Here is a 24,591-nt window from a genome sequence, read left to right as displayed (position 1 = left end):
CGGGCGGTCGGCCGTCTCAGCCGACCGGCGGCGGGTAGTCGCCCGCAGCGAGGTCGGCGAGCAGGCTCGGGTGGGTCGGTTGCCAGCCGTAGGTTGTGCGGGTCCAGGCGCTCGAGGCCGGCTGGTCCATCGCGAACAGCGGACCGATCGGCCCGAAGCTCTCGGTCGGCACCCGGCGGACCGGCACCCCGAGCTGCTCGCCGATCACCGTGGCCAGCTCGAGCATGGTGTCGCCCTCGTCGGCGACCGCGTTGACCGCGGTGCCGGGCTCACCGCGTTCGATCATCAGCCGGAACAGGCTGGCGGCGTCGCGGCGGTGCACCGCCGGCCAGCGCTGGCTGCCGTCGCCGACGAAGGCCGAGACGCCGGACCGCTGGGCGGCCTCGATCAGGATGCCCGCGAAGCCGTAGGCGACGTAGCGCTCGTGCACCGAGCGGGGGAGCCGGACCGCCGTGGCGCGGACGCCGCGGTCGGCGAGCCCGACGATCCGGGCCGCATTGGTGCCGCGGCCGCCGACCGGTCCGGTGGTCGACAGCGGGTCCTGCTCGGTGGCCAACCGGCCCTCCGAGAAGGTCGTGCCCGACACGATCGCGAACGGCTTGTCGGTCCCGACCAGGGCGTCCCCGATCGCGTCCATCGCCGCACCCTCCTCGGCGATGCTCCGCTCGAGATCGGAGAAGTCGTTGCTGAAGGCGAGGTGGATCGCTCCGTCGGTGTCGCGGGCGGCCTCGCCGAGGACGTCGAGGTCGCCGAGTCCTCCGCTCAGCGGGGTGCCGCCGGCCGCGCTGACCAGCTCGGCGGCGCGGTCGGAGCGGGCCAGGCCGAGCACCTGGTGACCGTGGCCGACGAGCTCCTCGGTGACGGCGCGGCCGATGGCGCCCGAGGCGCCGGTGACGAGAACACGCATGGGATGACTCCTGACACGAGCTGTTGACGTCGGAGCCCGGATCGGGTCGCCGACGGTGATGCGACATCTGTCCCATCACTGTACGACGTCATGCGACAGATGTCGCATCGGGTACCGTTCCGGTGTGCCACGTTGGGAACCGGACGCGCGTGAGCGGTTCGTCGCCGCCGCGTTGCAGCTGTTCTCCGAGCAGGGCTACGACGAGACCACCGTCGCCCAGATCGCCGACCGGGCCGGACTGACCCGGAGCACGTTCCACCGGCACTTCAGCGACAAGCGCGAGGTGCTGGCCGCCGGTCAGGAGACGCTCTCGCGGTTGTTCGCCGAGGGCATCGCGGCGGCTCCCGGGACCGCGACGCCGCTCGAGGCGGTCTCGGCCGGGCTGGTCCGCGCGTCGGGCGCGATGACCTCGTTCAACCGCGAGATCGGCCCGCGGATCGAGGCGGTGATCGCCACCAGCGCCGAGCTCCAGGAGCGCGCCCTGCTCAAGAAGGTCGGGATGGCCGCGGCGATCGCCGACGCGCTCCGCGCCCGCGGGGTGGCCGAGGCGGTGGCCAGCACCGCCGCCGAGCTCGGCGTGCTGGCCTTCAAGGAGGCGTTCGCGGCCTGGTCGGAGGGTGAGGGCGACGAGCTGGCCCCGATGGCCGTCGCCGCGCTCGACCGCTACCGCGAGGCCGCCGCGAGCCTGGGCTGAGGGACGACCCAGCGTCCGGGCGAAGGCGGCCCGGGGTGCGGCAGCGACTGCTACCGTGGAGGAGTCGTCATGCAGTGGGTCGTCGGAGCGATTTGCCTGTGTTTCCCGTCCGGCACCCGTGCCCGGTCGGTCGACCACCGTTCACGGTGGGCGCGGCATCGCCGGCTCCGCGGAGCCTGACCACGATCGGGGTACCCCATGGGGGCACTCATCACCGCATCCGCCCTGGCCCCGGGACGCCGTCGCGTCACCGACCGGGCGGTCCACGTCTACACCGGGCTCGCCCAGCAGGTCCGCGAGGTCGGGCTGCTGCGGCGGGCCCGCGGCTTCTACCTGGCCCTCGGCGCCGGGCTGCTGCTCGGGCTGGGCGGCGCCGTCACCGGGTTCGTCCTGCTCGACCACTCCTGGCTCCAGCTGCTGATCGCCGGCGCGTTCGGCGTGCTGTTCACCCAGGTCGCCTTCCTCGGCCACGAGGCCTCGCACCGCCAGGTGCTCAGCTCGGGCAAGGGCAACGACCGGGTCGGCTGGTGGCTCGCCGTCGCGCTGGTCGGGATCAGCTACTCGTGGTGGATGGACAAGCACACCCGGCACCACGGCAACCCCAACCGGATCGGCAAGGACCCGGACATCGAGGTCGACACCGTGTCCTTCATCGCCGAGGACGCGGCCGCCTCGCGCGGCCTGCTGCGCTGGATCACCCGGCACCAGGGGCTCTTCTTCGTCCCGCTGCTGCTGCTCGAGGGACTCAACCTGCACGCGAAGTCGGTCCGCAGCCTGTGGCGCACCCGCACCCAGCCGGGCCGGAGGGTCGAGCTGGCGGTGCTGGCCGGACGTTTCGTGGTCGTCCTCACCGTGGTGTTCGCCTCGTTGCCGCTCGGGATGGCCTTCGCCTTCCTCGGGGTGCAGTTGGCGGTCTTCGGGCTCTACATGGGGGCCTCGTTCGCCCCGAACCACATCGGGATGGCGGTGGTCCCGCGCGAGGAGAAGCTCGACTTCTTCAGCAAGCAGGTGCGCACCTCGCGCAACGTCTCGGGGGGCTGGTGGGCGACCGCGCTGATGGGCGGGCTCAACTACCAGATCGAGCACCACCTGTTCCCGAGCATGGCCCGGCCGCACCTGGCCGCCGCCCGGCGATTGGTCCGCGAGCACTGCCGCGCCCACGACGTCGCCTACACCGAGACGAACCTGGTCTCGGCCTGGGGAATCGTGCTGCGGTACATGAACCAGGTGGGGCTCTCGGCGCGACACTCGTTCTCATGTCCGGCCCTGGCGTCGCTGCGGTGAGCGACTGGGCGCAGACTGAGGGGTGATGAGCACGCCAGCGCGACGACCGCACCTACCCAGCAGCCCGTTCCAGCCGCGAGCCGAGACACCGATCGAGGTGTTCGAGGTGGGCGAACGGGTCACTCACGACACCTACGGCCTCGGCCGCGTGGTCGCTGTCGACACCGCCTGGGTGACCGTCGACTTCGAGGGCCGCGGGATCCGGGTGCCGAGCCCGTTCCGGAAGCTCCGCAAGCTCTGACCCCTGCGCGGGCTGGTCGACCCGCGCCGGAGACGGCTGCGAGCATCGGGGCATGAGCACGCACCGCCTCGTCGCCCGCGCGGAGACCACCGTCCAGCACTTCTCCCGCGACCACGACGCGGTCCTGGAGATCCGGCCGGGCGACACGCTCACCGTCGGATCGCTGGACGCGTCGGGCTTTCTGGAGCGTCCGACCGGACCGGACCACCATCCGCCGGTGATGTTCCCCACCGGGCGCGGGCACTGCCTCACCGGTCCGATCGCGGTCACCGGGGTCACCGCCGGGGACGTCCTCGCGGTGCGGTTCGATGCGCTGACCCCCGGGGCCTGGGGCTGGACGGTGGCCGGCGGGTTCCCGACCCCGGTGAACGACCGGCTCGGGGTGTCCGGGGCGGAGCCGGCCCGGCTGATCTGGGAGCTGGACGCGGCCGCGGGCACCGGGGTGGAGACCCACGGCTTCGAGCGCCGGCTGGCCCCGTTCCTCGGCGTGGTCGGGTTGGCCCCGGCCGAACCGGGGGAGCACTCCACCATCCCGCCGCGACCGGGCACCGGCGGCAACATCGACTGCCGCGAGCTGGTCGTCGGCTCCACCCTGTACCTGCCCATCCAGGTCGACGGCGCCCTGCTCTATCTCGGGGACGGCCACGCCGCCCAGGGCGACGGCGAGGTCGGCGGGACGGCCATCGAGTGCCCGATGACCACCGAGCTCACGGTGGACCTGGCGTCCGACCGCCCGCTGCGGTCGGTGCACGCCGAGACCCCGGCCGGGGCGATCACCTTCGGGTTCTCCGCCGATCTGAACGAGGCTATGGGCGACGCACTCGACGACATGGTCACCTGGATGGCCGCCGACCTGGCGGTGGAGCGGACGACCGCGCTGGCCCTGGCCAGCACCTGCGTCGACCTGCGGGTGACCCAGGTCGCGAATCAGACCTGGGGCGTGCACGCGGTGCTGCCGCCGGAGGCGCTCCGCCGGCGGTGACCAGGCGGTGGAGTGGGTGATGGAGCGGGTGACGAGAATCGAACTCGCATGACCAGCTTGGAAGGCTGGGGCTCTGCCATTGAGCTACACCCGCGGGCGGAACGACCGGCGCGCCGGGTCCGCGGTCGGGGCGACAGGACTCGAACCTGCGATCTTCTGCTCCCAAAGCAGACGCGCTAGCCACTACGCTACGCCCCGCACTCACCGGTCCCCGCTGCCTTCTGGCACTGACCGAGGGCGACGGCGGGCGCGGTGCGCGCTCGATCCTAAGCGGTGGACGCGCGGCCGACCAACCGCGTTGCCCGCGCGTTTTGGCCGCTCCTGCGCGCGTCCGTAGGATGGCGAAGGCCCTCGGGCCGTCCTGTGTCACGCCCGGACGTCGACCGCGCCGCCGCTGCCGGCGGTCGCGCACCGTCCTCCGCGCCGTGTTCCGGCCGGACCCGCGGCGCCCGCAGAACCAGACCAGAGACCACCAGACAGCACCACACCACCAGCAGCCCGCAGGAGTAGCACGTGCCGAGCACTGTCGAGAAGTTGAGCCCGTCCCGGGTGAAGCTCACCGTCGAGATCCCGTTCTCCGAGCTCAAGCCCAGCATGGACAAGGCCTACCGCGACATCGCGCAGCAGGTGAACATCCCGGGCTTCCGCAAGGGCAAGGTGCCGCCCCGGATCATCGACCAGCGGTTCGGCCGCGGGGTGATCCTGCAGGAGGCGCTCAACGAGGCGCTGCCCGACTTCTACGGTCAGGCCATCACCGACAACAACCTCAACCCGCTGGCCCAGCCCGAGGTCGAGGTCACCAAGCTCGAGGACGGTGAGCTGATCGAGTTCACCGCCGAGGTGGACGTCCGGCCTGACTTCGACGTCCCGTCCTTCGACACCCTGACCGCCACCGTCGACGCGCTGGACGTCCCCGACGACCTGGTGGACAGCCAGCTCGACACCCTGCGCAGCCGGTTCGGCTCGCTCGACGAGGTCGACCGCCCCGTGGAGGACGGCGACCACCTGACCATCGACCTGGTCGCCCGCAAGGACGGCGAGCCGCTCGAGGACGCCACCGCCGAGGGCCTCAGCTACGTGGTCGGCTCCGGCTCGATGCTCGAGGGCCTCGACGAGGCCGTGACCGGGCTGTCGGTCGGCGAGTCCAAGGAGTTCCGCTCGACCCTGGTCGGCGGTCCGCTCAAGGACGAGGAGGCCGACGTCGAGGTCACGGTGAAGAAGGTGCAGGTCCAGGACCTGCCCGCCGCCGACGACGAGTTCGCCCAGATGGCCAGCGAGTTCGACACCATCGACGAGCTCAAGGCCGACCTGCGCGCCCGGCTGACCAACATGGCCCGGCTCGAGCAGGCCAGCCAGGCCCGCGACAAGGTGCTCGAGGACCTGATCGCCAAGGTCGACGCCGAGGTGCCGGAGAACCTGCTGACCAGCGAGACCGCGGCCCGCCGCGAGCAGATCGAGGGCCAGCTGAGCCAGGCCGGGATGACCCTCGAGGACTACCTCAAGGACGCCGAGGACGAGACTGCCGAGACCCCCGAGCAGTTCTGGGCCGACAGCGAGAAGCGGTCCGCCGACGCGCTCAAGGCGCAGATGGTGCTCGACAAGATCTCCGACGACCGGCAGATCGGGGTCGACCAGAACGACCTGACCCAGCACGTCATCCGGCGCGCGCAGGCCGAGGGCGTCAGCCCCGACGAGGTCGCCCGGCACATGGTCGACCACAACCACACCGCCGAGTGGATGACCGAGATCCGCCGCGGCAAGGCGCTGGCCATGGTGGTCGAGGCCGCCAAGGTCGTCGACAGCAACGGTGAGCCGGTCGACCTGGTCAACCTGCAGCCCGACGGCTCGCTGGCCGACCCGAACGCCGTGGTCGCCACGAACGACGAGACCACCGACGAGACCACCGACGAGTCCACCGACGAGTCCACCGAGCAGTCGAGCCCGGAGCCGACTGACGAGGCGACCGTCGAGGACGGCGACGCCGAGCAGGCCACCGAAGAGGTCGAGTCGAAGGCCTGACCCGGACTCCTCACCACGAGCCGGTGAGTTCGGCCGCGACAACGCGGCGAACTCACCGGCTCGTCGGCGTTCCGGGGGTTGTCCACAGGGGCGGTGGCGCCGGGCCGGTCCGCTGGCCACGATGCACGGGTGCACCCGCGCCAGCCCGTTCCGTCCGCGCTGCTCCGGCTGGCCGCCCTGCAGGACCGGGTGGTCACCCGCGAGCAGGCCCTCGGGTGCGGCCTCGGCCGGCACGCGATCGTCCGGCTGGTCCGCGACGGCCTCTGGGTGCCGCTGGCGCGTGGGGTCTACCTGGTCGGCGGCGGTCCGGCCGGGTGGCCGGCGCTCGCCTGGGCGGGTGTGCTCCTGGGTGGCGACCGCGCTCGTCTCGGTGGGACAGCGGCCGCCCACGCGTGGGGCTGGACCGGCAGCCCGCCGGAGCCGATCGACGTCCTCGTCCCCGGTGCGGGCTCGGCGCCGAGCCGCGACGGCCGCTGGCGGTTCCGCCGCGAGCAGGAGGGCGTGCGGAGCCCGCGCTCACCCGGTTCCCCGCCACGGACCACCGTCGAGGACACCGCCCTCGACCTGGTCGGCGAGGCAGCGGTGGACGACGTCGTGACCTGGCTGTCGGCCGCCGTCCAGAGCCACCGGACCACACCCCAGCGGCTCCGGGTCGCTGCGGAGGCGCGTCAGCGGGTACGGCACCGCGCGCTGGTGCTCCGATTGCTCGACGACTTGGCGACCGGCGCCCACAGTGCCCTCGAGATCGCCTACCTGCACGACGTCGAGCGGGCGCACGGGCTGCCGGCGGCCGAACGGCAGGTGCGTCGCCGCAGCACCGTGGCCGACGCGCTCTCCCGCGAGTTCGGCGTCCTGGTCGAGCTCGACGGGCGGGCGGGGCACACCGGGGAGGCCCGGTTCCGCGACCTCGACCGCGACAACGTCGCCCCGCTCGACGGGCTGGTCACGCTCCGCTACGGCCACCGCGACGTGTCGACCCGGCCGTGCGTGGTCGCCGCCCAGGTGGCCGGGGTGCTGGCCGCCCGGGGCTGGCCCGGCAGGCCGAGCCGGTGCCACCGCTGCCGGCTCGTGGCCTGAGCCTGCGCCGGACTGTCCGGTGAGTTCGGCCGCGACATCGCGGCGAACTCACCGGCTCGTCGGCTCTCCCGGCCGTCAGGCGCTCAGGCCGCCTGCTCGGCGAGCACCTTCTCGATGTCGGGGGCGATCTTGTCCGGCGTGGTGGTCGGGGCGTACCGGTCGAGCACCTGCCCGTCGCGGCCGACCAGGAACTTGGTGAAGTTCCACTTGATGGCGCCGCCGAGGATCCCGCGCTTCTCGTCGCGCAGCCACTTCCACAGCGGGTGCGCGTCGTCGCCGTTGACCTCCACCTTGGCGAACATCGGGAAGCTCACGCCGTAGTTCATCGAGCAGAAGTCGCTGATGCTCGCGTCGTCACCCGGCTCCTGGTGCCCGAACTGGTCGCACGGGAAGCCGAGCACCACCAGACCCCGGTCGGCGTAGTCGCGGTACAGCTTCTCCAGGCCCTCGTACTGCGGGGTCAGGCCGCACTGCGAGGCGGTGTTGACCACCAGCACCACCTGACCGAGGTAGTCGGACAGCGACACCTCGCGCCCGTCGATGCTGCGGGCGCGGAAATCGGCGAGAGACGTCATGGCGCCAATCTAGTGCGCGGGCACCGCGCTCCCGGGGGCCGCGGCGGTCGTGCGGACGGGGTCGTGCGCCCACAGCGAACACGGCAAGACACCCCTCGGGTTCGTCCCCACCCGGCTGTAGGTTCGCCGGTGTGAACGACCACATCGACCCGACCGGCGGGACCCCGTTCCCCGGCCCGCGGATGGCGACCCGCCCGCAGGGCTACGGACTCGACGACAACGTCTACCAGGCCCTGCTGGCCAACCGGATCATCTTCCTCGGCTCCGAGGTCAAGGACGAGAACTCGAACGCGATCTGCGCGCAGATGCTGCTGCTGAACGCCGAGGACCCGCACAAGGACATCTGGCTCTACATCAACTCCCCGGGTGGCTCGGTCGACTCCGGGATGGCGATCTACGACACCATGAAGTGGATCTCCAACGACGTCGCGACCGTGGCGATGGGGCTGGCCGCCTCGATGGGGCAGTTCCTGCTCAGCGCCGGCACCAAGGGCAAGCGCTACGCCCAGCCGCACAGCCGGATCATGATGCACCAGCCGTCCGGCGGCCTCGGCGGCACCGCGAGCGACATCCGGATCCAGGCCGAGCAGAGCCTGCACATCAAGAACGTGATGCAGCAGTTGATCGCCGAGCACACCGGCCAGACGCTGGAGAAGATCGAGGCCGACTCCGACCGCGACCGGTGGTTCACCGCCGAGCAGGCGCTCGAGTACGGCTTCATCGACCACGTCTTCAGCTCGGCCGCGCAGATCCCCGACTCGGCCGACGCGCCCAACCAGTGAGAGAGCCTGTGATGAGAAGCAACACGTTCGGCGCGCCCTTCGCCGAGGGGCAGCCCTTCGCGCCGCAGATGGACTACTACATCCCGCAGTGGGAGGAGCGCACCTCCTACGGGATGCGCCGCATCGACCCCTACACCAAGCTGTTCGAGGACCGGATCATCTTCCTCGGCACCCCGATCAGCGACGAGATCGCCAACGCGGTGATGGCCCAGCTGCTCTGCCTGCAGTCGATGGACACCGACCGCGACATCGAGATCTACATCAATAGCCCGGGTGGCTCGTTCACCGCGCTGACCGCGATCTACGACACGATGCGCTACATCAAGCCCGACGTCCGGACCGTCTGCCTCGGGCAGGCCGCCTCGGCCGCCGCGGTGATCCTGGCCGCCGGCACCAAGGGCAAGCGGCTCGCGCTCCCGAACAGCCGGATCCTGATCCACCAGCCGGCCACCGAGGGCGGCTACGGGCAGTCCTCCGACATCGAGATCCAGGCCAAGGAGATCCTCCGGATCCGCGAGCTGATGGAGAACATGCTCAGCTCCGACACCGGCAAGGACGTCACCGAGATCAGCCGGGACATCGAGCGCGACAAGTACCTGACGGCCGAGCAGGCCAAGGAGTACGGGATCATCGACGACGTCCTGACCTCGCTGAAGGCCGTCCCGGCCTGAGCTGGGCGGCACGGACGCACAGCAGAAAATCCTGTCCGTCGGACTCCCACCCGGTTAGGGTGGGCTGATCCGTCCACGTCGGTCGGGGGCCCTGAACCCGCACCGGAGCGCTCCCCGAGAGGAGAGGTGATGGCCCGCATCGGAGAGAGCGGCGACCTCCTGAAGTGCTCGTTCTGCGGCAAGAGCCAGAAGCAGGTCAAGAAGTTGATCGCCGGTCCCGGCGTCTACATCTGTGACGAGTGCATCGACCTCTGCAACGAGATCATCGAGGAGGAGTTCTCCGAGGGCTCCGACGTCGGCCTGCTCGAGGAGCTGCCCAAGCCCCAGCAGATCCGGCAGTTCCTCGACGGGTACGTCATCGGGCAGGACAGCGCCAAGCGGGCGCTCGCGGTGGCCGTCTACAACCACTACAAGCGGGTGCAGGCGCACGCCGGCAGCGGCGCCCGGCGTCCCGAGGACGACGGCGTCGAGCTGGGCAAGTCGAACATCCTGCTGATCGGGCCGACCGGGTGCGGCAAGACCTATCTGGCCCAGACGCTGGCCAAGATGCTGAACGTGCCGTTCGCCATCGCCGACGCCACCGCGCTGACCGAGGCGGGCTACGTCGGCGAGGACGTCGAGAACATCCTGCTCAAGCTGATCCAGGCCGCCGACTTCGACGTCAAGAAGGCCGAGACCGGGATCATCTACATCGACGAGGTCGACAAGATCGCCCGCAAGAGCGAGAACCCGTCGATCACCCGCGACGTCTCCGGTGAGGGCGTCCAGCAGGCACTGCTCAAGATCCTCGAGGGCACCACGGCCAGCGTCCCGCCGCAGGGCGGCCGCAAGCACCCGCACCAGGACTTCATCCAGATCGACACCACCAACGTGCTGTTCATCGTCGGGGGTGCGTTCGCGGGGCTCGACCACATCATCGCCAGCCGGGTCGGCAAGCGCCCGCTCGGCTTCAACAACGACCTCGAGACCCGCAAGCCGGTCTCCGACGACCCGTTCGTGGACGTCCGGCCCGAGGACCTGGTCAAGTTCGGCCTGATCCCCGAGTTCATCGGCCGGCTGCCGATGATCTCCTCGGTCGCCCCGCTCGACCGGGACGCGCTGATCCGGATCCTGGTCGAACCGCGGAACGCGCTGACCAAGCAGTTCAAGAAGCTGTTCGAGCTCGACGGCGTCGAGCTCGAGTTCACCCCCGAGGCGATCGAGGCGATCGCGGACCTGGCGCTGCTCCGCGGCACCGGCGCCCGCGGGCTCCGGGCCATCCTCGAGGAGGTGCTGCTCAACGTGATGTACGACGTGCCCAGCCGCGAGGACGTGGCCCAGGTCATCATCACCGCCGACGTGGTCAACGACAACGTCCTCCCGACGCTGGTGCCGCGCGAGAAGCTGGCCAAGCGGGAGCGACGCGACAAGAGCGCCTGAGGCTCGCGCGGGATACCGCTCGCTGAGCTTGTCGAAGCGCGGTGGGACGTGCGCTGAGCTTGTCGAAGCGCGGTGGCACGTGCGCTGAGCCTGTCGAAGCGCGGTGGGTGCGGTCGTCGGCCTGGTGCTCGGCGTCCCCTCGTTCGCAACCAGTCTCCCTCGCAGGCTCGGTCGACGGCCAGGCCCATCCACGCTCCCTCGGGGACGCCGAGCACCCGACCTCCTCGGTCTCGGCCTGTCTCTCGTCCGGGTGGGTGGCCGAGGAGGACCGCACTGCGTGCGGGCTGTCGCTCCGGGGTGGTGGTGGACGCCGTTCGTCGCTTTGACAGGATCGAGGTCCACCGTCAGGAGGGCCGATGACCTACACCGCTGAGGACTGGCCGATCGCGGCCGCCATGCTGCAGTTCCCGCCGCTGACCGAGGCCTCGGGCCAGGAGTGGCTGGAGGCGTTCACCGAGATCAAGGACGCAGGGTTCGACTTCGTCGACCTGACCGACGCGGCGATCCGGCCGGGGGACCTGAGCGCGGAGCGGCTGGTCGAGCTGGCCCAGGCGATCCACGAGGCCGGGCTGCGGGCGCCGGCGGTGTCGGCGATCCGGCGCAGCGTGATCGACGCCGAGCACGGCGACGACAACCTCGCCTACAGCCACCGGACGCTCGAGGCGGCGGCCGCACTGGGGATCCCGCTGGTCTCGTTCGGGCTCCACCAGGCGCTCAGCGAGGAGCAGAAGCAGCAGCTCTGGTTCTGGACGGTCGTCGGGCACCAGGACGACCGCGACGACGCCGAGGCCTGGAACCGTGCGGTCGCGCGGTTCCGCGAGCTCGGCCGGCACGCCGCCGAGCTGGGGCTGCTGGTCTCGCTGGAGATGTACGAGGACACCTTCCTCGGCACCTCGGCCTCCTCGGTCCGGCTGGTCAGCGAGATCGGGATGGACAACGTCGGGCTCAACCCCGACCTCGGCAACCTGCTCCGGCTGCACCGGCCGATCGAGCCGTGGCGCGAGCTGTGCGAGGCCACGCTGCCGTGGGCGAACTACTGGCACGTCAAGAACTACGCCCGCGACGAGGACGAGGCCCGCGACTTCTACACCGCGGTCCCGACGCCGCTGGAGACCGGCGTGATGAGCTACCGCGAGGCGGTCAAGATCGCGCTGGCCGGCGGCTTCCAGGGGGCGATCTGCTGCGAGCACTACGGCGGCGACGGGCTCAGCGTCAGCGCCACCAACCGTGACTACCTGCGGCGTCACGCGCTGCCCAAGCGTCCCGGCTACGCGCTGGGCACCAGCCACGTCACCCAACCCGAGCCGATGGAGGCCCTGTGACCACCCCCGCCGCCGACGAGGCCGCGACCGCACCCACGCACGTCCCGTCCGGGAGCCCGGGCGACGGCGCCGGCCGGCAGATCGCCGTGGTCGGCGCCGGCTACATGGGCGGCGGCATCGCCCAGGTGCTCGGGCTGGCCGGGGCCGATGTGAAGCTCGCCGACGTGTCCGCGGCCGCCGCCCACGCCAGCTACGACCGGCTCCTGACCGAGGCCGGACAGTTCGCCGCCGACGGGCTGTTCCCGGCCGACGCGGTCGAGCGGCTGACCGCCCGGCTGCAGGCGTCGGACAGCATCGAGGAGGCCGTGGCGGGTGCCGAGTTCGTCATGGAGGCGGTGCCCGAGCAGGTCGAGATCAAGCACCCGATCCTCACCCGGATCAGCCGGGCGAACACCGACGCGGTGATCGCCTCCAACACCTCGACGCTGTCGATCGCGCTGCTCGCCGAGGCGGTCGAGGGCGCCCAGCGCTTCCTCGGGGTGCACTTCTCCAACCCGGCGCCGTTCATCCCGGGCGTCGAGATCATCCCGCACGAGCGGACCTCGCAGGCCGCCACCGACCTCGCGGTGGCGATCGTCGCCGAGGCCGGCAAGCGCGGTGCGGTGATCAAGGACGTGACCGGGTTCGTGCTCAACCGGCTGCAGTATGCGCTGTTCACCGAGGCGTCCCGGCTGGTCGAGGAGGGTGTGACCAGCGCCGAGGAGGTGGACGCGATCGTCCGCACCACCTTCGGCTTCCGGCTGCCGTTCTTCGGGCCGTTCGTGATCGCCGACATGGCCGGGCTCGACGTCTACGCCGCCTGCTACCGCTCGCTCCAGCAGACCTATCCGGAGCGGTTCGCGACCCCGCGGGCGCTGGCCGAGCTGGTCGAGGGCGGTCACCTGGGGACCAAGACCGGTGGCGGCTTCCTGCCGCTGACGGCCGAGCAGGTGCCCGAGCTGATCAGCTATCGCAACCGGGCCTACGTCCGGCTCCAGGAGCTGCTCGACGAGCTCGGCCCGGCACCCACCCAGCCCGTCCCGGCCGAGTCGGACGGCGACGCGGCGGGGTGAGCGACGAGCTCGGCCGTCGACGGATCGGGCGGGTGGAGACGGGCTCGCTGACCGGTCGCTACCCGCGGCTGATCGGCAAGAACGCCCGGCTGGGCGACCACGGCCGCGGACCGGTCAGCACCACGGTCACCGTCGAGACCACCGACGGGCTGCGCGGGTGGGGTCTGGCCGGGGCGGTCCCGGGCCCGGTCGAGCGGTTCGTCGGACGCACGGTGGGCGAGCTGTTCGACCCGGTCACCGGCGTCGTCGACCCCGACGCGCGGGCGCTCGACCTCGCGCTGCACGACCTCGCCGGTCGAGCGCTCGACCTGCCCGTCCACCGCCTCCTCGGCACCGCCGGCCCGCAGACCACCCCGGTCTACGACGGCGGGATCTACTTCTCCGACCTCGACGCCCGCGACCGCCCGGCCGCGGGCGTGGTGCTGGCCGACGTGGCCGAGGACGCCACCGACGGCTTCGCCGCGTTCAAGCTCAAGATCGGTCGCGGTCACCGCTGGACCGATCCGGCGGACGGTCTGGCCCGCGACGTGGCCGTCACCCGCGCGGTCCGCGACGCCCACCCCGACGCCGTGCTGCTGGTGGACGCCAACGACGGCTACGACCTGGCCACCACGCTGCGTTACCTGGACGCGACCGCCGACTGCGGGCTGTTCTGGCTGGAGGAGCCGTTCGTCGAGAACCGGTCCGACCTGGAGGTGCTGCGGCGCTGGCGGGACGAGAACGGGTCGTCGTTGCTGGTCGCCGACGGCGAGACCTGCCCGGACGTCGAGGCGGTGGTGGCGCTGGCCGCCGACGGGCTGGTCGACGTGCTGCTGATGGACGTGATCGGATTCGGTTTCACCGCCTGGCGCTCGTTGGTGCCGCGGCTCGCCGGGCTCGGGGTCGCCTCCTCGCCGCACGCCTGGGGCGAGCTGCCCAAGACGCTCTACGCGGCGCAGCTGGCCCGCGGCCTCGGCACCGTGGTCCAGCTCGAGGCCGTGCCCGGCCGGGTCGACGGCCTCGACACGTCGGCCTACCGGTTCGACGGCCGCAGCCTGGGCGCCCCCGACCTGCCCGGGTTCGGCCTCCCCGAGCCCGGCTCGGGTCCGGGCACCCGCTGGCGCGACCTGCTCTGACCCAGGCTCGCGCCCTTCGACGGGCTCAGGGCACGGTGGCGGGGTCAGCCGCGGGGGCGGCGGATCCGGTAGAGCACGTGCGGGCGGATCGGGTGGCCTTCGGGGAGCCGGGGGTGGTCGAAGTCGTCGGCGGGGTCGTGGGTCATCCCGATCCGGCGCATCACCGCCTGCGAGCGCAGGTTGCTGGCCGCGGTGAAGGAGACGATCTCGTCCAGACCCAGCCGGTCGAAGCCGACGTCGAGTGCCGCGCGGGCCGCCTCGGTGGCGAAGCCGTGGCCCCAGAACGGCCGAGCCAGCCGCCAGCCGATCTCGATCGCCGGGGTGAAGTGCGCCTCGAAGCTCGGCCGGGCCAGCCCGACGAAGCCGATGAACTCCTTCGTCTCACGGACCTCGGTCGCCCACAGCCCCCAGCCCTGCCCGGCGATCGCCGCCTCGATCCGGTTGACGGTCGCGTCCGACTGCTCGCGGGTGAGCACCGCGGGGAAGTGCTCCATCACCACCGGGTCGGCGTTGAGCGCGGCGAACGGCTCGCGGTCCTCCGGGCGCCACCGGCGGAGCCGGAGCCGCTCGGTCTCGGGCTCGACCAGCTGGGGCTCGATCAGTTCGGGCACCCTCAGAGCTTGGTGTCGGTCTCGGCGTGCAGACCGTGCTCGGCCGACATCTGCTGGAGTGTCTCGCCGGTGCCGAGCCGGGCCTTGCGGTAGCCGTAGATCGCGTAGATCACGAAGCCGACGGCCATCCAGACCAGGAACCGGATCCAGGTCTCCACCGAGAGGTTGATCGTCAGATAGAAGCAGACTAGGGCGGCCAGTGCGGGCACCACCGGCACGCCCGGCACCCGGAAGGCGCGCTTGAGGTCGGGCCGGGTGCGGCGCAGCACGATCACCCCGATCGAGACCAGGATGAACGCGGTCAGGGTGCCGATGTTGACCATCTCGCTGAGCGCGTCGAAGGGCACGAACCCGGCGATCAGCATGCCGAGCACCCCGAGCACCGCGGTGATCACGTACGGCGTCTTGAACCGCGGGTGCACCTTGCTCAGCGTCGGCGGCAACAGGTGGTCGCGCGACATCGCGAACACCACCCGGGCCGCGCCGGTGAGCAGGGTGAGCACCACCGTGGTGAGACCGGCCACCGCGCCGGCGGAGATCACCACCGCCATCCAGCCCTGGCCGACCGAGCTGAACGCCTTGGCCAGCGCCGCGCTCGGGTCGATCCGGTCGTACTTGACCATGCCGGTGATCACCAGGCAGACCGCGGCGTAGAGCACGGTGCAGATGGTCAGCGAGGCGATGATGCCGATCGGCAGGTCGCGCTGCGGGTTGCGGGCCTCCTCGGCGGTGGTGGCCACCACGTCGAACCCGATGTAGGCGAAGAAGACAAGGGCGGCCCCGGCGAAGATCCCGCCGACGCCGAAGGCGGTCGGTTGCAACCCCAGCACCGCCTGGATGAGCGGCTGGGTCAGCCCGGTCTCACCGTCGCCGGGCTGGGTGGGTGGGATGAACGGCGAGTAGTTCGAGGCCCTGACGAAGAACAGCCCGGCGACGATCACGAAGACGACGATGAAAAGCTTTACCGCGACCAGCACCATGTTGACCCGGAGCGACTCCTTGACCCCGATGGTGATCAGCACGCTCAGCGCGGCGACCAGGAGCACCGCCAGCAGGTTGAAGCCACCCTCGTTGCCGATCGCCTTCGGGAAGGTGATCCCGGCCTGGTCGAGCAGGGCGATCACGTAGGCGCTCCAGCCCTGCGCGACGTTGGCCGCGCCGACCAGCAGCTCGAGGATCAGGTCCCAGCCGATGATCCAGGCGATGATCTCGCCGAGGCTGGCGTAGGAGAACGTGTAGGCCGAGCCGGACACCGGGACGGTCGAGGCGAATTCGGCGTAGCAGACCGCGGCCAGGGCGCAGGCCACCGCCGAGATCACGAAGCTGATCACGATCGCCGGCCCGGCCATGGTGGCCGCCGCCTTGCCGGTCAGGGTGAAGATGCCGGCGCCGATCACCACCCCGATGCCGAAGACGGTCAGGTCGAGCGCGCTGAGGTTCTTCTTGAGCGAGTACTCCGGTTCGTCGGTGTCGGCCAGCGACTGCTCGATGCTCTTGGTCCGGAAGACGGCCATCACGACTCCTCGATCCGACGACGGTGGTGATCGACCACGACACCGTAGCGAAGAGCCGGCCGCGAGGGCACCACCCTCGCGGCCGGCTCGGCCGTCGGACCACGACGATGACCTCCTCCGGAGCGGGCCGGAGGTGGCCGGGAGCGGCCCCGGCTCAGCGGTGGGCGTCGTCGAAGGCCTGCTGCACCTGGCGGGGCACCTTGCCCTTGCTGCTCACCTCGTACCCGTGCGCGCGGGCCCAACCGCGAACGTCCTTGCGGGTCACCGACCGGAGCAGGGTGAACGAGCGGCCCTCGAGGATGAGCGTGGTCACCTTGCCCTCGACCCGCTGGGCGTCGTCGCTGCTCAGCTCGAGCCGCCACTCCTGCCCGGGCGCCTTGGGCACGGTGAACTCGACCCCGTTCTCGGCGGCGTTGAGCAGCAGCGCGAAGCTGTCCGCGTCGTCGTGGTGGAAGACGAAGGTGATCGTCCTCGCGGTCGGGTTGTTCCAGTCCGGCGGGTCGAAGCCCTTGGCGTCGCTGCGCAGGATCTGCACCCGGTCGGGCGTGCTGCGGTCCCGCGGGCCGCGCCGGTACCACTCGGGCCGCAGCGCCGGCTCGCGCCGACGCAGCCGGATCAGCATCCGGGTGAACTCCTGCAGACCCTGGTCGGCGGCGTCCCAGTCGAACCAGGAGATCTCGTCGTCCTGGCAGTAGGCGTTGTTGTTCCCGCCCTGGGTCCGGCCCATCTCGTCGCCACCGAGGATCATCGGCACCCCGGCCGAGAGCAGCAGGGTGGCCAGGAAGTTGCGCCGCTGCCGGTTGCGCCGGTCGTTGATCTCCGGGTCGTCGGTCGGCCCCTCGGCGCCGTTGTTGGACGAGCGGTTGTCGCTCTCGCCGTCGTTGTTGTCCTCGCCGTTGGCCTCGTTGTGCTTCTGGTCGTAGGAGGTCAGGTCGGCCAGGGTGAAGCCGTCGTGCGCGGTGATGAAGTTGACGCTGCACAGCGGCGAGCGGCGGGTCGGCTCGTACACGTCCGGGCTGCCCAGGATCCGCTGCGAGACGGTGCCGAGCACCGAGTCGGCGCTCCGCCAGAAGTCGCGGACGTCGTCGCGGAACTTGCCGTTCCACTCCGACCACTCGGCCGGGAAACCGCCGACCTGATAGCCGGCGGTGTCCCAGGGCTCGGCGATCATCTTGATCGGCGCCAGCGTCGGGTCCTGGGCGACCAGGTCGAGGAAGGCGCTGTGCACGTCGGCGTCGCCGCCCTGCCGGGTCAGCGTGGTGGCCAGGTCGAAGCGGAAGCCGTCGACGTGCATCTCGGTGACCCAGTAGCGCAGCGAGTCCATGATCAGCGTCAGCGCGGCCGGGTGGCCGACGTTGAGGCTGTTGCCGGTGCCGGTGGTGTCGAAGTAGTGCGCCCGATCGTCCGGGACCAGCCGGTAGTAGGAGGCGTTGTCGATGCCCTTGAGCGCCAGCGTCGGGCCCATGTGGTTGCCCTCGGCGGTGTGGTTGTAGACCACGTCGAGGATCACCTCGAGCCCGGCCGCGTGCAGCGCCTTGACCAGCGCCTTGAACTCGTCGACCTGCTGGCCGCCGTCGCCGCCGGCCGCGTACTCGTTGTGCGGGGCGAGGAAGCCGATCGAGTTGTAGCCCCAGTAGTTGCGCAGCCCCTTCTCGCCGAGGTGGCTGTCCTGGACGAACTGGTGCACCGGCAGCAGCTCGACCGCGGTGACGCCGAGGTCGGTCAGGTACTCGATCGCCGCGGGCTGGGCCAGGCCGGCGTAGGTGCCGCGGAGCGACTCGTCGATCCCGGGGAACCGCTGGGTGAAGCCCTTGACGTGGGTCTCGTAGACGATCGTCTCGGCCAGCGGGGTCCGCGGCGGGCGGTCGTCGCCCCAGTCGAAGCTGTGCCGGTCGGTGACCACGCAGCGCGGGACCGAGCCGGCGGAGTCGGACTCGTCGAGCTGGTCGGGGTTGTTCATGTCGTGGCCGAAGACCGGCTGACCCCAGTCGTAGCCGCCTTCGACGGCGGTGGCGTAGGGGTCGAGCAGCAGCTTGTTCGGATTGAACCGCAGCCCGTTGGCCGGGTCCCAGGGTCCGTGCACCCGCAGCCCGTAGCGGGTGCCGACCTCCACGTCCGGGACGAATCCGTGGAACGTGTGGCCGGTGCGCTGGTCGAGCCGGGTGCGGTGTTCGTTGCCGTCGGAGTCGAAGCGGCAGAACTCGACCGCCTCAGCCGACTCGGTGTAGACGGCAACGTCTGCGCCGCCCTCGACCAACCTGACGCCCCGCGGGTGGGGGACTGATCTCGGAGTCACTCGGTCCATCCTGCCGGAGGGGTCCGACACCTCCCCGCACCGGGGCTCCCGGGGCCGTGACCGGTGGCGCCGTCCGGACCGGTCCGCTCTTGACGACCGGGCGTGGTTTTGCTTCAGTGACGGCGACGTCCGGCCCGCCGGTGCGTCCCTGGATCAGCAGACAGGTCACTGAGCTGGCACCTTCGGGAGCCGGCCCCGGTTCCCCCGACGAGAGGACCGGCGATGACCGCCCCCACCTTCGACGCGCACGCTGCCGGTCCCCGGCGGCGTGTCTGGCTGCGCGACCCACTGGCCGTCTGGACCGGTGACCCGTCCGGCCACTCGTTCGACAGCCGAGGTGGTCCGCGGAGTGACGGCGGGGGAGACGCCGGCGGTGGGGTGGTGGTCGAGAGTTCGCTGGTGGCCGAGCTGGTGCCGACCGGCGGACGTCCGTCGGAGGCCTGCGCGGAGGTCGTCGACTGCTCGGCGCACGTGCTGCTGCCCGGCTTGGTCAACACCCACCACCACTTCTACCAGACCCTGACCCGGGCCTGGGGGCCGGTGATCGACACCGCGTTGTTCGACTGGTTGCAGCGGCTCTACCCGGTGTGGGCCCGGATCACGCCGCGCGACCTCGAGCTCGCGGTCACGGTGGCCGCCGCCGAGCTGCTGCTGTCGGGCTGCACCACCGCGGCCGACCACCACTATCTGTTCCCGGCCCAGCTGACCGAGGCGATCGACGTCGAGGTCGCCACCCTGGGGACGCTCGGGCTACGGGCGGTGGTCACCCGCGGGTCGATGTCGCTCGGCCGCGACCAGGGCGGGTTGCCGCCGCAGTCGACCGTCCAGGACCCGGACGTGATCATGGCCGACTGCGAACGGGTGGTCGACCGCTACCACCAGGCCGGCGAGGGCGCGATGGTTCAGGTCGCCCTGGCACCGTGCTCGCCGTTCTCGGTGACCCGGCAGACCATGATCGACAGCGCCGAGCTGGCGCGCGCGCGTGGACTCGCGCTGCACACCCACCTGGCCGAGACGCTGGACGAGGAGGACTTCTGCCGCGAGCGGTTCGGGCTGCGCACGGTCGACTACCTGGAGAGCGTCGGCTGGCTGGAGGACCGCACCTGGCTGGCCCACGGCATCCACTTCGACGACGACGAGGTGGCCCGGCTCGGTGCCGCGGGCGTCGGCGTCGCGCACTGCCCGAGCTCGAACATGCGACTGGCCTCCGGCATCGCCCGGGCGGTCGAGCTCGAGGATGCCGGGTGCGCGGTCGGGCTGGGCGTCGACGGGTCGGCGTCCAACGACCACTCCAACCTGATGGTCGAGGCTCGGCAGGCGCTGCTGCTCCAGCGGCTGCGGTACGGCGCCGAGGCGGTCAGCCCGGCCCGCGCGCTCGGCTGGGCCACCCGCGGCTCCGCCCGGGCCCTCGGACGCGACGACCTCGGGGTGATCGCGCCCGGCCGTCCGGCCGACCTCGCCCTGTTCCGGCTGGACGAGCCGGCGTTCTCGGGCAGCCACGACCCGGTGGCCGCGCTGCTGCTGTGCGGGGCACACCGGGCGGACCGGGTGATGGTGGACGGCCGCTGGCGGGTCACCGACGGTGCGGTGGTCGGTCTCGACCTGCCCGCGGTGCTCGCCGAGCACGGCGCGGCCGCCCGTCGACTGGTGGCGGCGGGCTGATCCCGGTCAGGCGTCGGGGTCGTCGAGACCGTCGTCCCCGGCGGCCTCCTCGGTGGCGACCGTGACCGGGGCGCCGAGCCGGCGAAGCTGGAGGGCCAGCACCAGGCAACCGAGCGCGGTGACGATCCCGAGCAGGACCTGCACCCAGGTCGGCGCGACCAGCTGGACCGGCGCGGCGACGAAGGCGAGCCCGAACAGCACCCCGGCGCCGGGGGGCATCGCGTCCGACCGGAGCACCGCGAGCGCGACCAGCACCCCGGCGACGCCGAGCAGCGCCAGCCCGGCCAGGTGCAGCCCGAACCGCGGCTGCCCGTGGTCCAGCGCACCGCCGAGGGCGACCAGGTCGAACTGCCGGGTCCGCTCGATCCAGTCGCCGAGGGTGCCGAGCCCGAACGCCTCGGCGCCGAGCGCGGCGAGCACCAGCCCGGCTCCGGCCCACCAGACCGCGAGCGCGGCCCCGGCGACCCGGCCACCGAGGAATCCGGCGAGCGCGTCGCGGAGGCCGAGCACCCCGAACCCGGCGGCGACGTAACCGACGATCGCGCAGAGGTGGGCGACCAGCCAGGCCGGCGACGACCAGCCGTCGGCGGCGGTCAGCCCGGCGGCGTCGGCCGCGAACGGGCGGAGCACCGGGAACAGCGCGAAGAGCAGCCCGGCCACGGCCAGCGCGACGGCCGGCGGGGTGGGCCGGTGCAGCACGACCGGCGGTGGCTCGGGGGCGGGCAGCACCGCCTCGACGCTCGCCCCGGGTGCGTGCGCCGGGTCGGGCCCGGTCGGGCGGGCAGAACCGAGGGTGTGGGCACTCATCGCCGCCTCCTGGCGTCCAACGATCCTGGTCGCAGGCTAGCCAGCGGGGGCGTGGAGCGGTGGGTGGCGCGCCGGAGCCCGGCGGGGGAGCGAGTGCCCCTACTTCATCCCGGAGGTGACGAAGCCGTTGACGAAGCCGCGCTGGAGCACCAGGAAGATCACCAGCACCGGCAGGATGTAGAGCACCGCGCCGGCGGCCAGGGTGGTGTAGAGCGGGGTCCCGGCCGGGGTGGTGTAGCCCGCGGACAGCCCCACGGCAAGGGTGGTCTGGTCGTTGGACAGGAACAGCGACGGGGAGATGAAATCGGCCCAGCCGCCGGTGAAGGTGAGGATGAACCCGGCCAGGCACGGCGCCTTGGCCAGCGGCAGGAACACCGAGACGAACATCCGCATCCAGCCGCAGCCGTCGATGATGGCGGCGTCCTCGAGGTCGGAGGGCATCGCGCTGAAGGCCTGCCGGAACAGGAAGATCAGGAACGCCGACCCGCCGAGGCCCCAGAGCACCCAGGGCCAGTAGGTGTAGACCAGACCGATCCGGGCGAAGATCAGGTAGGTCGGGATCAGCGTGACGATGGCCGGGACCATCATCGTCGCGATGACGATCATGAACAGCACGCCCTTGCCCCGCGCCCGGAGCCGGGCGAACCCGAAGCCGACCATCGCCGAGCTCAGGGTGGCCAGCACCGCGTGCACGCCGGCGAGCAGGAGCGAGGTCACCGCGTACCGGCCGAACGGGATCAGCGTCACCGCGTCGCGGTAGTTCGACCAGTGCAGGGTCTTGGGCAGCAGGCTCCCGCTGGCCAGCCCGGCGTCGTCGTTGAGCGAGATCGACACCAGCCAGACCAGCGGGATCAGGAACGCCACCGCGATCACCACCAGCGGGACGTAGACGGCCCGGCGCCGGCGGCGACCGGCGCGCCGCGAGGGGGCCGGGCCGAGCGCCGGCGTCGGCAGGGTGGCGGGGCGTTCGAGGACGGTCACCGGGTCACCTCCGGGGTCTCGCGGGTCCGGCGTCGTCGGGTGGGGGTGTCCGGCGCGTTCTCGTAGAAGACGGCGCGGGCGCTGACCCGGAAGATCACCACGGTGAGCAGCAGGATCAGCACGAACAGCACCCAGAGCAGCGCCGAGGCGTACCCGAACCGGCCGTAGGCGAAGTACTGGGCGTAGACGTGGATCATGTAGAGGTAGGTGCTCTGCGGGACCGACGTGACCGAGGCGGTGCCCGAGCTCGCGGTCAGCAGCAGCGGTGCGACGAAGCCCTGCACCGAGCCGATGATCCCGGTGATCACCTGGAACAGGATGATCGGGCTGAGCAGCGGCAAGGTGATCTTGCTGAACACCTGCCAGGCCCCGGCACCGTCGACCCGAGCTGCCTCCTGCAGCTCGCGCGGGATGCCCTGCAGACCCGAGAGCGAGATGATCATGCTCGCGCCGACGCCCCACAGCGTGACCGCGACCAGCACCACGAACACCCCGGGGTCGGAGAGCCAGTCCACCGGCGGGATCCCGACGAGGCCGATCACCGCGTTGACCGCACCGAAGTCGGCGTTGAACAGCATCTTGAAGCACAGCGCCGACCCGACGATCGGCACCACCGCGGGCAGGTAGATCAGGGCCCGGAAGGCTCCGCGGGCCCGGATCTGCTGGTTGAGCAGGACGGCCAGCAGCAGCCCGAAGGCGATGCTCAGCGGGACGGTGCCGAGGGTGTAGAGCCCGGTGCGGGCCAGGGCGTGCAGCGCGTCGGGGTCACTGGCGATCGCGGTGTAGTTGTCCAGCCCGACATAGCGGTACCGGCCGGTCATGCCGTCGTAGTTGGTGGTGCTGAGCCAGAGCGCGTAGCCGAGCGGGAACAGCGTGAGCAGCACGAAGCCGGCCAGCCACGGCGCGATGAAGCCGTAGAAGGTGGCCGGCCGGTAGCGGCGCCAGCCGCGGGCCGCAGACGAGGTGCCGGCGGTGGTGCGGGCCGGGACCCGGAGCGTCCCGCCGGTCTGGGTGGCGGTCACGAGACCAGCTCCTTCCCGAGCTTGAGCAGCGGGTTGAGGGTGTCGTTGATCAGGTCCGCCACCTTGCCGGCGGGCAGCCCGGCCTCGATGCCCTTGCGCAGCTGCTGCGAGAGTGACGCGTCGAGCGCGGTGTAGGCGACGTAGGGGGAGAAGTCGAGCACCGAGAAGTGGTCGAGCTCGGTCTTCTGCACGCCGAGGGCCTGCCGTTGGTACGGCTTGTCCGAGGGCAGGTCGGACAGCAGCGAGGTGATCCCGGGCAGCCCCCAGCCGGACTGGGCCCGGCGGGTGGCCGGCGGGCCGCCGAAGTAGTGCTCGCAGAAGGCCCAGGCCAGGTCCTTGTGCTTGGCCCGCTTGGGGATCCAGAAGCCCGTCCCGGCCAGGCACGGGCTGGTGCGCTTGGGCCCGAACCGCGGCGCCGGGAAGAACATCACGTCCTTGGCCAGGGTGTCGTCGGCGCTGACCAGCCCGGAGAACCAGTAGCCGTAGCCGAGCATGGCCAGCTGGTCGGCGCTGAAGGTCGGCGACGAGCCGGCCGGCAGCGGCCGCGCCACCGTGCTGCCCACCTGGTCGGCGGCGTAGGTCAGGTACCAGCGGAGCGCCGCGGCAGCCTCGGGCGAGCTGAAGTCGACGGTGCTGAAGTCCTCGCTGAAGATCGACCCGCCGGCCGAGGAGACCATGTTGATGAACCCGGCCGAGAGGCTGTTGTCGAACGGCGGGACCAGCCCGTAGGTGCGGTACTGGGCGCCGTTGCGCTTCGTCAGCCGACGCGCCAGGTCGAGCCACTCGTCGTAGTCGATCGGTTCGGTGGTCGAGGGCAGGTCCACCCCGGCGGCGTCGAACACCGTCGTGTTGCACCAGAACATCGCGTCCTGCGAGTAGTCCTTGACCAGCCCGTACCGCGGACCGGAGCCCTGTCGGCTGCCGTCGTAGCGCCAGACGTCGTTGGCCGGGGCGAGCTTGTCGACGCTGAGCGCGGTGCTGCGGGCGAAGTAGGGGTCGAGGTTCTCGGCCAGGTCGCGCGCGACCAGATAGGGCGTGTTGTTGACCCCCTGGTCGCGGACCAGATCCGGCGGGTTGCCGGCCGCGAACATCGCGGTGAGCAGGCTCTGGTCGACCGCGACGAACTTCACCGTGACCCCGGGATGGGCGTGCACGAACTCGGCGACGTCCTGGTCGGTGACCTCGGCCGGGTTGTTCCCCATCACCACCAGGGTGTTCGGGTCGTCCGTCCCGCAGCCGCCGAGCGCGGCGGCCGCGGCTGCCCCGGCCGCGCCGGCCAGCAGCCGGCGACGGGTCAGCGTGGCTCCCATCGACAACACTCCCTCGTGTCACGATCCGGTGCCGTCACGCCCCGCGGGGGACAGCGAGCGGCGGGACCATCAAACGCCGGAAGTTCACCCCTGTCCAGCACTCCCGGTGGGCTTTTCACCAGCGCTGACCAGGAGCGACGCGCAGGGGCTCACCACCCACCCACGTGCCCTGAGCCTGTCGAAGGGCGGCGGGGGCGCTTCGACAGGCTCAGCGCGCGTTCTGCCCCACCACGGTGCCCTGAGCCCGC

22 protein-coding genes and 2 tRNA genes are annotated in these 24,591 nt (G+C 71.5%); 13 read left to right on the top strand and 11 right to left on the bottom strand.

All coding sequences use genetic code 11. The features are described 5' to 3' along the window. Nucleotides 1-16: 16 nt before the first annotated feature. Nucleotides 17-907 carry an SDR family oxidoreductase gene (locus FHX74_RS18345; protein WP_182561628.1) on the bottom strand — a complete coding sequence of 297 codons (891 nt, stop codon included), beginning with the start codon at nucleotides 905-907 and terminating at the stop codon, nucleotides 17-19. 124 nt (nucleotides 908-1,031) lie between these two features. On the opposite strand from FHX74_RS18345, the gene FHX74_RS18340 reads away from it, so the two are divergent. The 4 genes from FHX74_RS18340 (at nucleotide 1,032) to FHX74_RS18325 (ending at nucleotide 4,108) form a co-directional block, all read left to right on the top strand. Continuing rightward, the gene (locus FHX74_RS18340; protein ID WP_182561627.1) at nucleotides 1,032-1,601 is read left to right on the top strand and encodes a TetR/AcrR family transcriptional regulator; all 570 of its coding nucleotides are present in this window, start codon (nucleotides 1,032-1,034) and stop codon (nucleotides 1,599-1,601) included. A gap of 198 nt (nucleotides 1,602-1,799) precedes the next feature. After that, the gene (locus FHX74_RS18335; RefSeq protein ID WP_182561626.1) at nucleotides 1,800-2,885 is read left to right on the top strand and encodes a fatty acid desaturase family protein; all 1,086 of its coding nucleotides are present in this window, start codon (nucleotides 1,800-1,802) and stop codon (nucleotides 2,883-2,885) included. Nucleotides 2,886-2,910: 25 nt separating this feature from the next. Further along, nucleotides 2,911-3,126, top strand: coding sequence for a hypothetical protein (locus FHX74_RS18330; RefSeq protein ID WP_182561625.1), 216 nt, complete (start codon nucleotides 2,911-2,913; stop codon nucleotides 3,124-3,126). 52 nt (nucleotides 3,127-3,178) lie between these two features. Next, complete coding sequence (locus FHX74_RS18325; RefSeq protein WP_182561624.1) at nucleotides 3,179-4,108, top strand: acetamidase/formamidase family protein; 930 nt, start codon at nucleotides 3,179-3,181, stop codon at nucleotides 4,106-4,108. Between the two features lie 20 nt (nucleotides 4,109-4,128). Here FHX74_RS18325 and FHX74_RS18320 read toward each other — a convergent pair. Together FHX74_RS18320 and FHX74_RS18315 are read right to left on the bottom strand one after the other, a co-directional pair. Beyond that, nucleotides 4,129-4,202, bottom strand: a tRNA-Gly gene (locus FHX74_RS18320). 31 nt (nucleotides 4,203-4,233) lie between these two features. Further along, nucleotides 4,234-4,306, bottom strand: a tRNA-Pro gene (locus tag FHX74_RS18315). A gap of 315 nt (nucleotides 4,307-4,621) precedes the next feature. On the opposite strand from FHX74_RS18315, the gene tig reads away from it, so the two are divergent. Both tig and FHX74_RS18305 read left to right on the top strand, forming a co-directional pair. After that, complete coding sequence (gene tig, locus FHX74_RS18310) at nucleotides 4,622-6,127, top strand: trigger factor (RefSeq protein ID WP_182561623.1); 1,506 nt, start codon at nucleotides 4,622-4,624, stop codon at nucleotides 6,125-6,127. Nucleotides 6,128-6,256: 129 nt separating this feature from the next. After that, nucleotides 6,257-7,204, top strand: coding sequence for a type IV toxin-antitoxin system AbiEi family antitoxin domain-containing protein (locus FHX74_RS18305; protein ID WP_182561622.1), 948 nt, complete (start codon nucleotides 6,257-6,259; stop codon nucleotides 7,202-7,204). An 83-nt stretch (nucleotides 7,205-7,287) separates the two neighbouring features. On the opposite strand, the gene FHX74_RS18300 is transcribed toward FHX74_RS18305, so the two are convergent. Beyond that, complete coding sequence (locus FHX74_RS18300) at nucleotides 7,288-7,779, bottom strand: glutathione peroxidase (RefSeq protein ID WP_182561621.1); 492 nt, start codon at nucleotides 7,777-7,779, stop codon at nucleotides 7,288-7,290. Between the two features lie 182 nt (nucleotides 7,780-7,961). On the opposite strand from FHX74_RS18300, the gene FHX74_RS18295 reads away from it, so the two are divergent. The 6 genes from FHX74_RS18295 to FHX74_RS18270 all read left to right on the top strand — a co-directional run bounded on the left by FHX74_RS18295 (nucleotide 7,962) and on the right by FHX74_RS18270 (nucleotide 14,140). After that, on the top strand, nucleotides 7,962-8,561 hold the full coding sequence (locus FHX74_RS18295) for a ClpP family protease (RefSeq protein ID WP_182561785.1): 600 nt from the start codon (nucleotides 7,962-7,964) through the stop codon (nucleotides 8,559-8,561). An 11-nt stretch (nucleotides 8,562-8,572) separates the two neighbouring features. Further along, nucleotides 8,573-9,232, top strand: coding sequence for an ATP-dependent Clp protease proteolytic subunit (locus tag FHX74_RS18290; protein ID WP_235970900.1), 660 nt, complete (start codon nucleotides 8,573-8,575; stop codon nucleotides 9,230-9,232). Nucleotides 9,233-9,361: 129 nt separating this feature from the next. Next, nucleotides 9,362-10,651, top strand: coding sequence for an ATP-dependent Clp protease ATP-binding subunit ClpX (gene clpX / locus FHX74_RS18285; protein ID WP_182561620.1), 1,290 nt, complete (start codon nucleotides 9,362-9,364; stop codon nucleotides 10,649-10,651). Between the two features lie 356 nt (nucleotides 10,652-11,007). After that, nucleotides 11,008-11,973, top strand: a complete 966-nt coding sequence (locus FHX74_RS18280; RefSeq protein WP_182561619.1) for a sugar phosphate isomerase/epimerase family protein — start codon at nucleotides 11,008-11,010, stop codon at nucleotides 11,971-11,973. Further along, nucleotides 11,970-13,025: a 3-hydroxyacyl-CoA dehydrogenase family protein gene (locus FHX74_RS18275; protein ID WP_328823917.1), complete on the top strand. Its 1,056-nt coding sequence runs from the start codon at nucleotides 11,970-11,972 to the stop codon at nucleotides 13,023-13,025. The genes FHX74_RS18280 and FHX74_RS18275 overlap by 4 nt, the downstream gene beginning before the upstream one ends. Further along, nucleotides 13,022-14,140 (top strand): enolase C-terminal domain-like protein, encoded by a 1,119-nt coding sequence (locus FHX74_RS18270; protein WP_182561618.1) that lies wholly within the window; start codon nucleotides 13,022-13,024, stop codon nucleotides 14,138-14,140. The genes FHX74_RS18275 and FHX74_RS18270 overlap by 4 nt, the downstream gene beginning before the upstream one ends. A gap of 44 nt (nucleotides 14,141-14,184) precedes the next feature. Here FHX74_RS18270 and FHX74_RS18265 read toward each other — a convergent pair whose 3' ends face one another. The 3 genes from FHX74_RS18265 to glgX all read right to left on the bottom strand — a co-directional run bounded on the left by FHX74_RS18265 (nucleotide 14,185) and on the right by glgX (nucleotide 18,570). Beyond that, entirely contained in the window at nucleotides 14,185-14,751 is a 567-nt protein-coding gene (locus tag FHX74_RS18265; RefSeq protein WP_328823916.1) for a GNAT family N-acetyltransferase, read from the bottom strand. Nucleotides 14,752-14,753: 2 nt separating this feature from the next. Continuing rightward, on the bottom strand, nucleotides 14,754-16,265 hold the full coding sequence (locus FHX74_RS18260; RefSeq protein WP_182561617.1) for an amino acid permease: 1,512 nt from the start codon (nucleotides 16,263-16,265) through the stop codon (nucleotides 14,754-14,756). 154 nt (nucleotides 16,266-16,419) lie between these two features. Further along, a complete protein-coding gene (gene glgX / locus FHX74_RS18255) occupies nucleotides 16,420-18,570 on the bottom strand; it encodes a glycogen debranching protein GlgX (RefSeq protein ID WP_182561616.1) in 2,151 nt (716 codons plus the stop codon). Between the two features lie 213 nt (nucleotides 18,571-18,783). Between glgX and FHX74_RS18250 the strand changes: the two genes are divergently transcribed. Beyond that, on the top strand, nucleotides 18,784-20,223 hold the full coding sequence (locus tag FHX74_RS18250; protein ID WP_182561615.1) for an 8-oxoguanine deaminase: 1,440 nt from the start codon (nucleotides 18,784-18,786) through the stop codon (nucleotides 20,221-20,223). Between the two features lie 6 nt (nucleotides 20,224-20,229). Here the strand turns inward: FHX74_RS18250 and FHX74_RS18245 are convergent, their stop codons facing one another. The 4 genes from FHX74_RS18245 to FHX74_RS18230 form a co-directional block, all read right to left on the bottom strand. Further along, complete coding sequence (locus FHX74_RS18245; RefSeq protein ID WP_182561614.1) at nucleotides 20,230-21,030, bottom strand: hypothetical protein; 801 nt, start codon at nucleotides 21,028-21,030, stop codon at nucleotides 20,230-20,232. 99 nt (nucleotides 21,031-21,129) lie between these two features. After that, the gene (locus FHX74_RS21240) at nucleotides 21,130-22,011 is read right to left on the bottom strand and encodes a carbohydrate ABC transporter permease (protein WP_220484158.1); all 882 of its coding nucleotides are present in this window, start codon (nucleotides 22,009-22,011) and stop codon (nucleotides 21,130-21,132) included. After that, complete coding sequence (locus FHX74_RS18235; RefSeq protein ID WP_182561613.1) at nucleotides 22,008-23,033, bottom strand: carbohydrate ABC transporter permease; 1,026 nt, start codon at nucleotides 23,031-23,033, stop codon at nucleotides 22,008-22,010. The genes FHX74_RS21240 and FHX74_RS18235 overlap by 4 nt, the downstream gene beginning before the upstream one ends. Then, a complete protein-coding gene (locus FHX74_RS18230; RefSeq protein ID WP_182561612.1) occupies nucleotides 23,030-24,343 on the bottom strand; it encodes an extracellular solute-binding protein in 1,314 nt (437 codons plus the stop codon). Before FHX74_RS18230 ends, FHX74_RS18235 begins: the two co-directional genes overlap by 4 nt. Nucleotides 24,344-24,591 lie beyond the last annotated feature (248 nt).

It is taken from the genome of Microlunatus kandeliicorticis, assembly GCF_014137855.1.
In the GTDB taxonomy this organism is placed as follows: Bacteria; Actinomycetota; Actinomycetes; order Propionibacteriales; family Propionibacteriaceae; genus Microlunatus; species Microlunatus kandeliicorticis.
Note: the sequence above shows the minus strand (reverse complement) of the source record. Positions and strands in the feature narration are given on the sequence as shown.

Excerpts from the sequence above, each read along its gene's own strand:
- FHX74_RS18345 (WP_182561628.1), bottom strand. The coding sequence starts at position 907 with ATGCGTGTTCTCGTCACCGGCGCCTCGGGCGCCATCGGCCGCGCCGTC.
- FHX74_RS18335 (WP_182561626.1), top strand. The coding sequence starts at position 1,800 with ATGGGGGCACTCATCACCGCATCCGCCCTGGCCCCGGGACGCCGTCGC.
- FHX74_RS18330 (WP_182561625.1), top strand. The coding sequence starts at position 2,911 with ATGAGCACGCCAGCGCGACGACCGCACCTACCCAGCAGCCCGTTCCAG.
- FHX74_RS18325 (WP_182561624.1), top strand. The coding sequence starts at position 3,179 with ATGAGCACGCACCGCCTCGTCGCCCGCGCGGAGACCACCGTCCAGCAC.
- FHX74_RS18300 (WP_182561621.1), bottom strand. The coding sequence starts at position 7,779 with ATGACGTCTCTCGCCGATTTCCGCGCCCGCAGCATCGACGGGCGCGAG.
- FHX74_RS18295 (WP_182561785.1), top strand. The coding sequence starts at position 7,962 with ATGGCGACCCGCCCGCAGGGCTACGGACTCGACGACAACGTCTACCAG.
- FHX74_RS18290 (WP_235970900.1), top strand. The coding sequence starts at position 8,573 with ATGAGAAGCAACACGTTCGGCGCGCCCTTCGCCGAGGGGCAGCCCTTC.
- clpX (WP_182561620.1), top strand. The coding sequence starts at position 9,362 with ATGGCCCGCATCGGAGAGAGCGGCGACCTCCTGAAGTGCTCGTTCTGC.
- FHX74_RS18280 (WP_182561619.1), top strand. The coding sequence starts at position 11,008 with ATGACCTACACCGCTGAGGACTGGCCGATCGCGGCCGCCATGCTGCAG.
- FHX74_RS18260 (WP_182561617.1), bottom strand. The coding sequence starts at position 16,265 with ATGGCCGTCTTCCGGACCAAGAGCATCGAGCAGTCGCTGGCCGACACC.
- glgX (WP_182561616.1), bottom strand. The coding sequence starts at position 18,570 with ATGGACCGAGTGACTCCGAGATCAGTCCCCCACCCGCGGGGCGTCAGG.
- FHX74_RS18250 (WP_182561615.1), top strand. The coding sequence starts at position 18,784 with ATGACCGCCCCCACCTTCGACGCGCACGCTGCCGGTCCCCGGCGGCGT.
- FHX74_RS18245 (WP_182561614.1), bottom strand. The coding sequence starts at position 21,030 with ATGAGTGCCCACACCCTCGGTTCTGCCCGCCCGACCGGGCCCGACCCG.
- FHX74_RS18230 (WP_182561612.1), bottom strand. The coding sequence starts at position 24,343 with ATGGGAGCCACGCTGACCCGTCGCCGGCTGCTGGCCGGCGCGGCCGGG.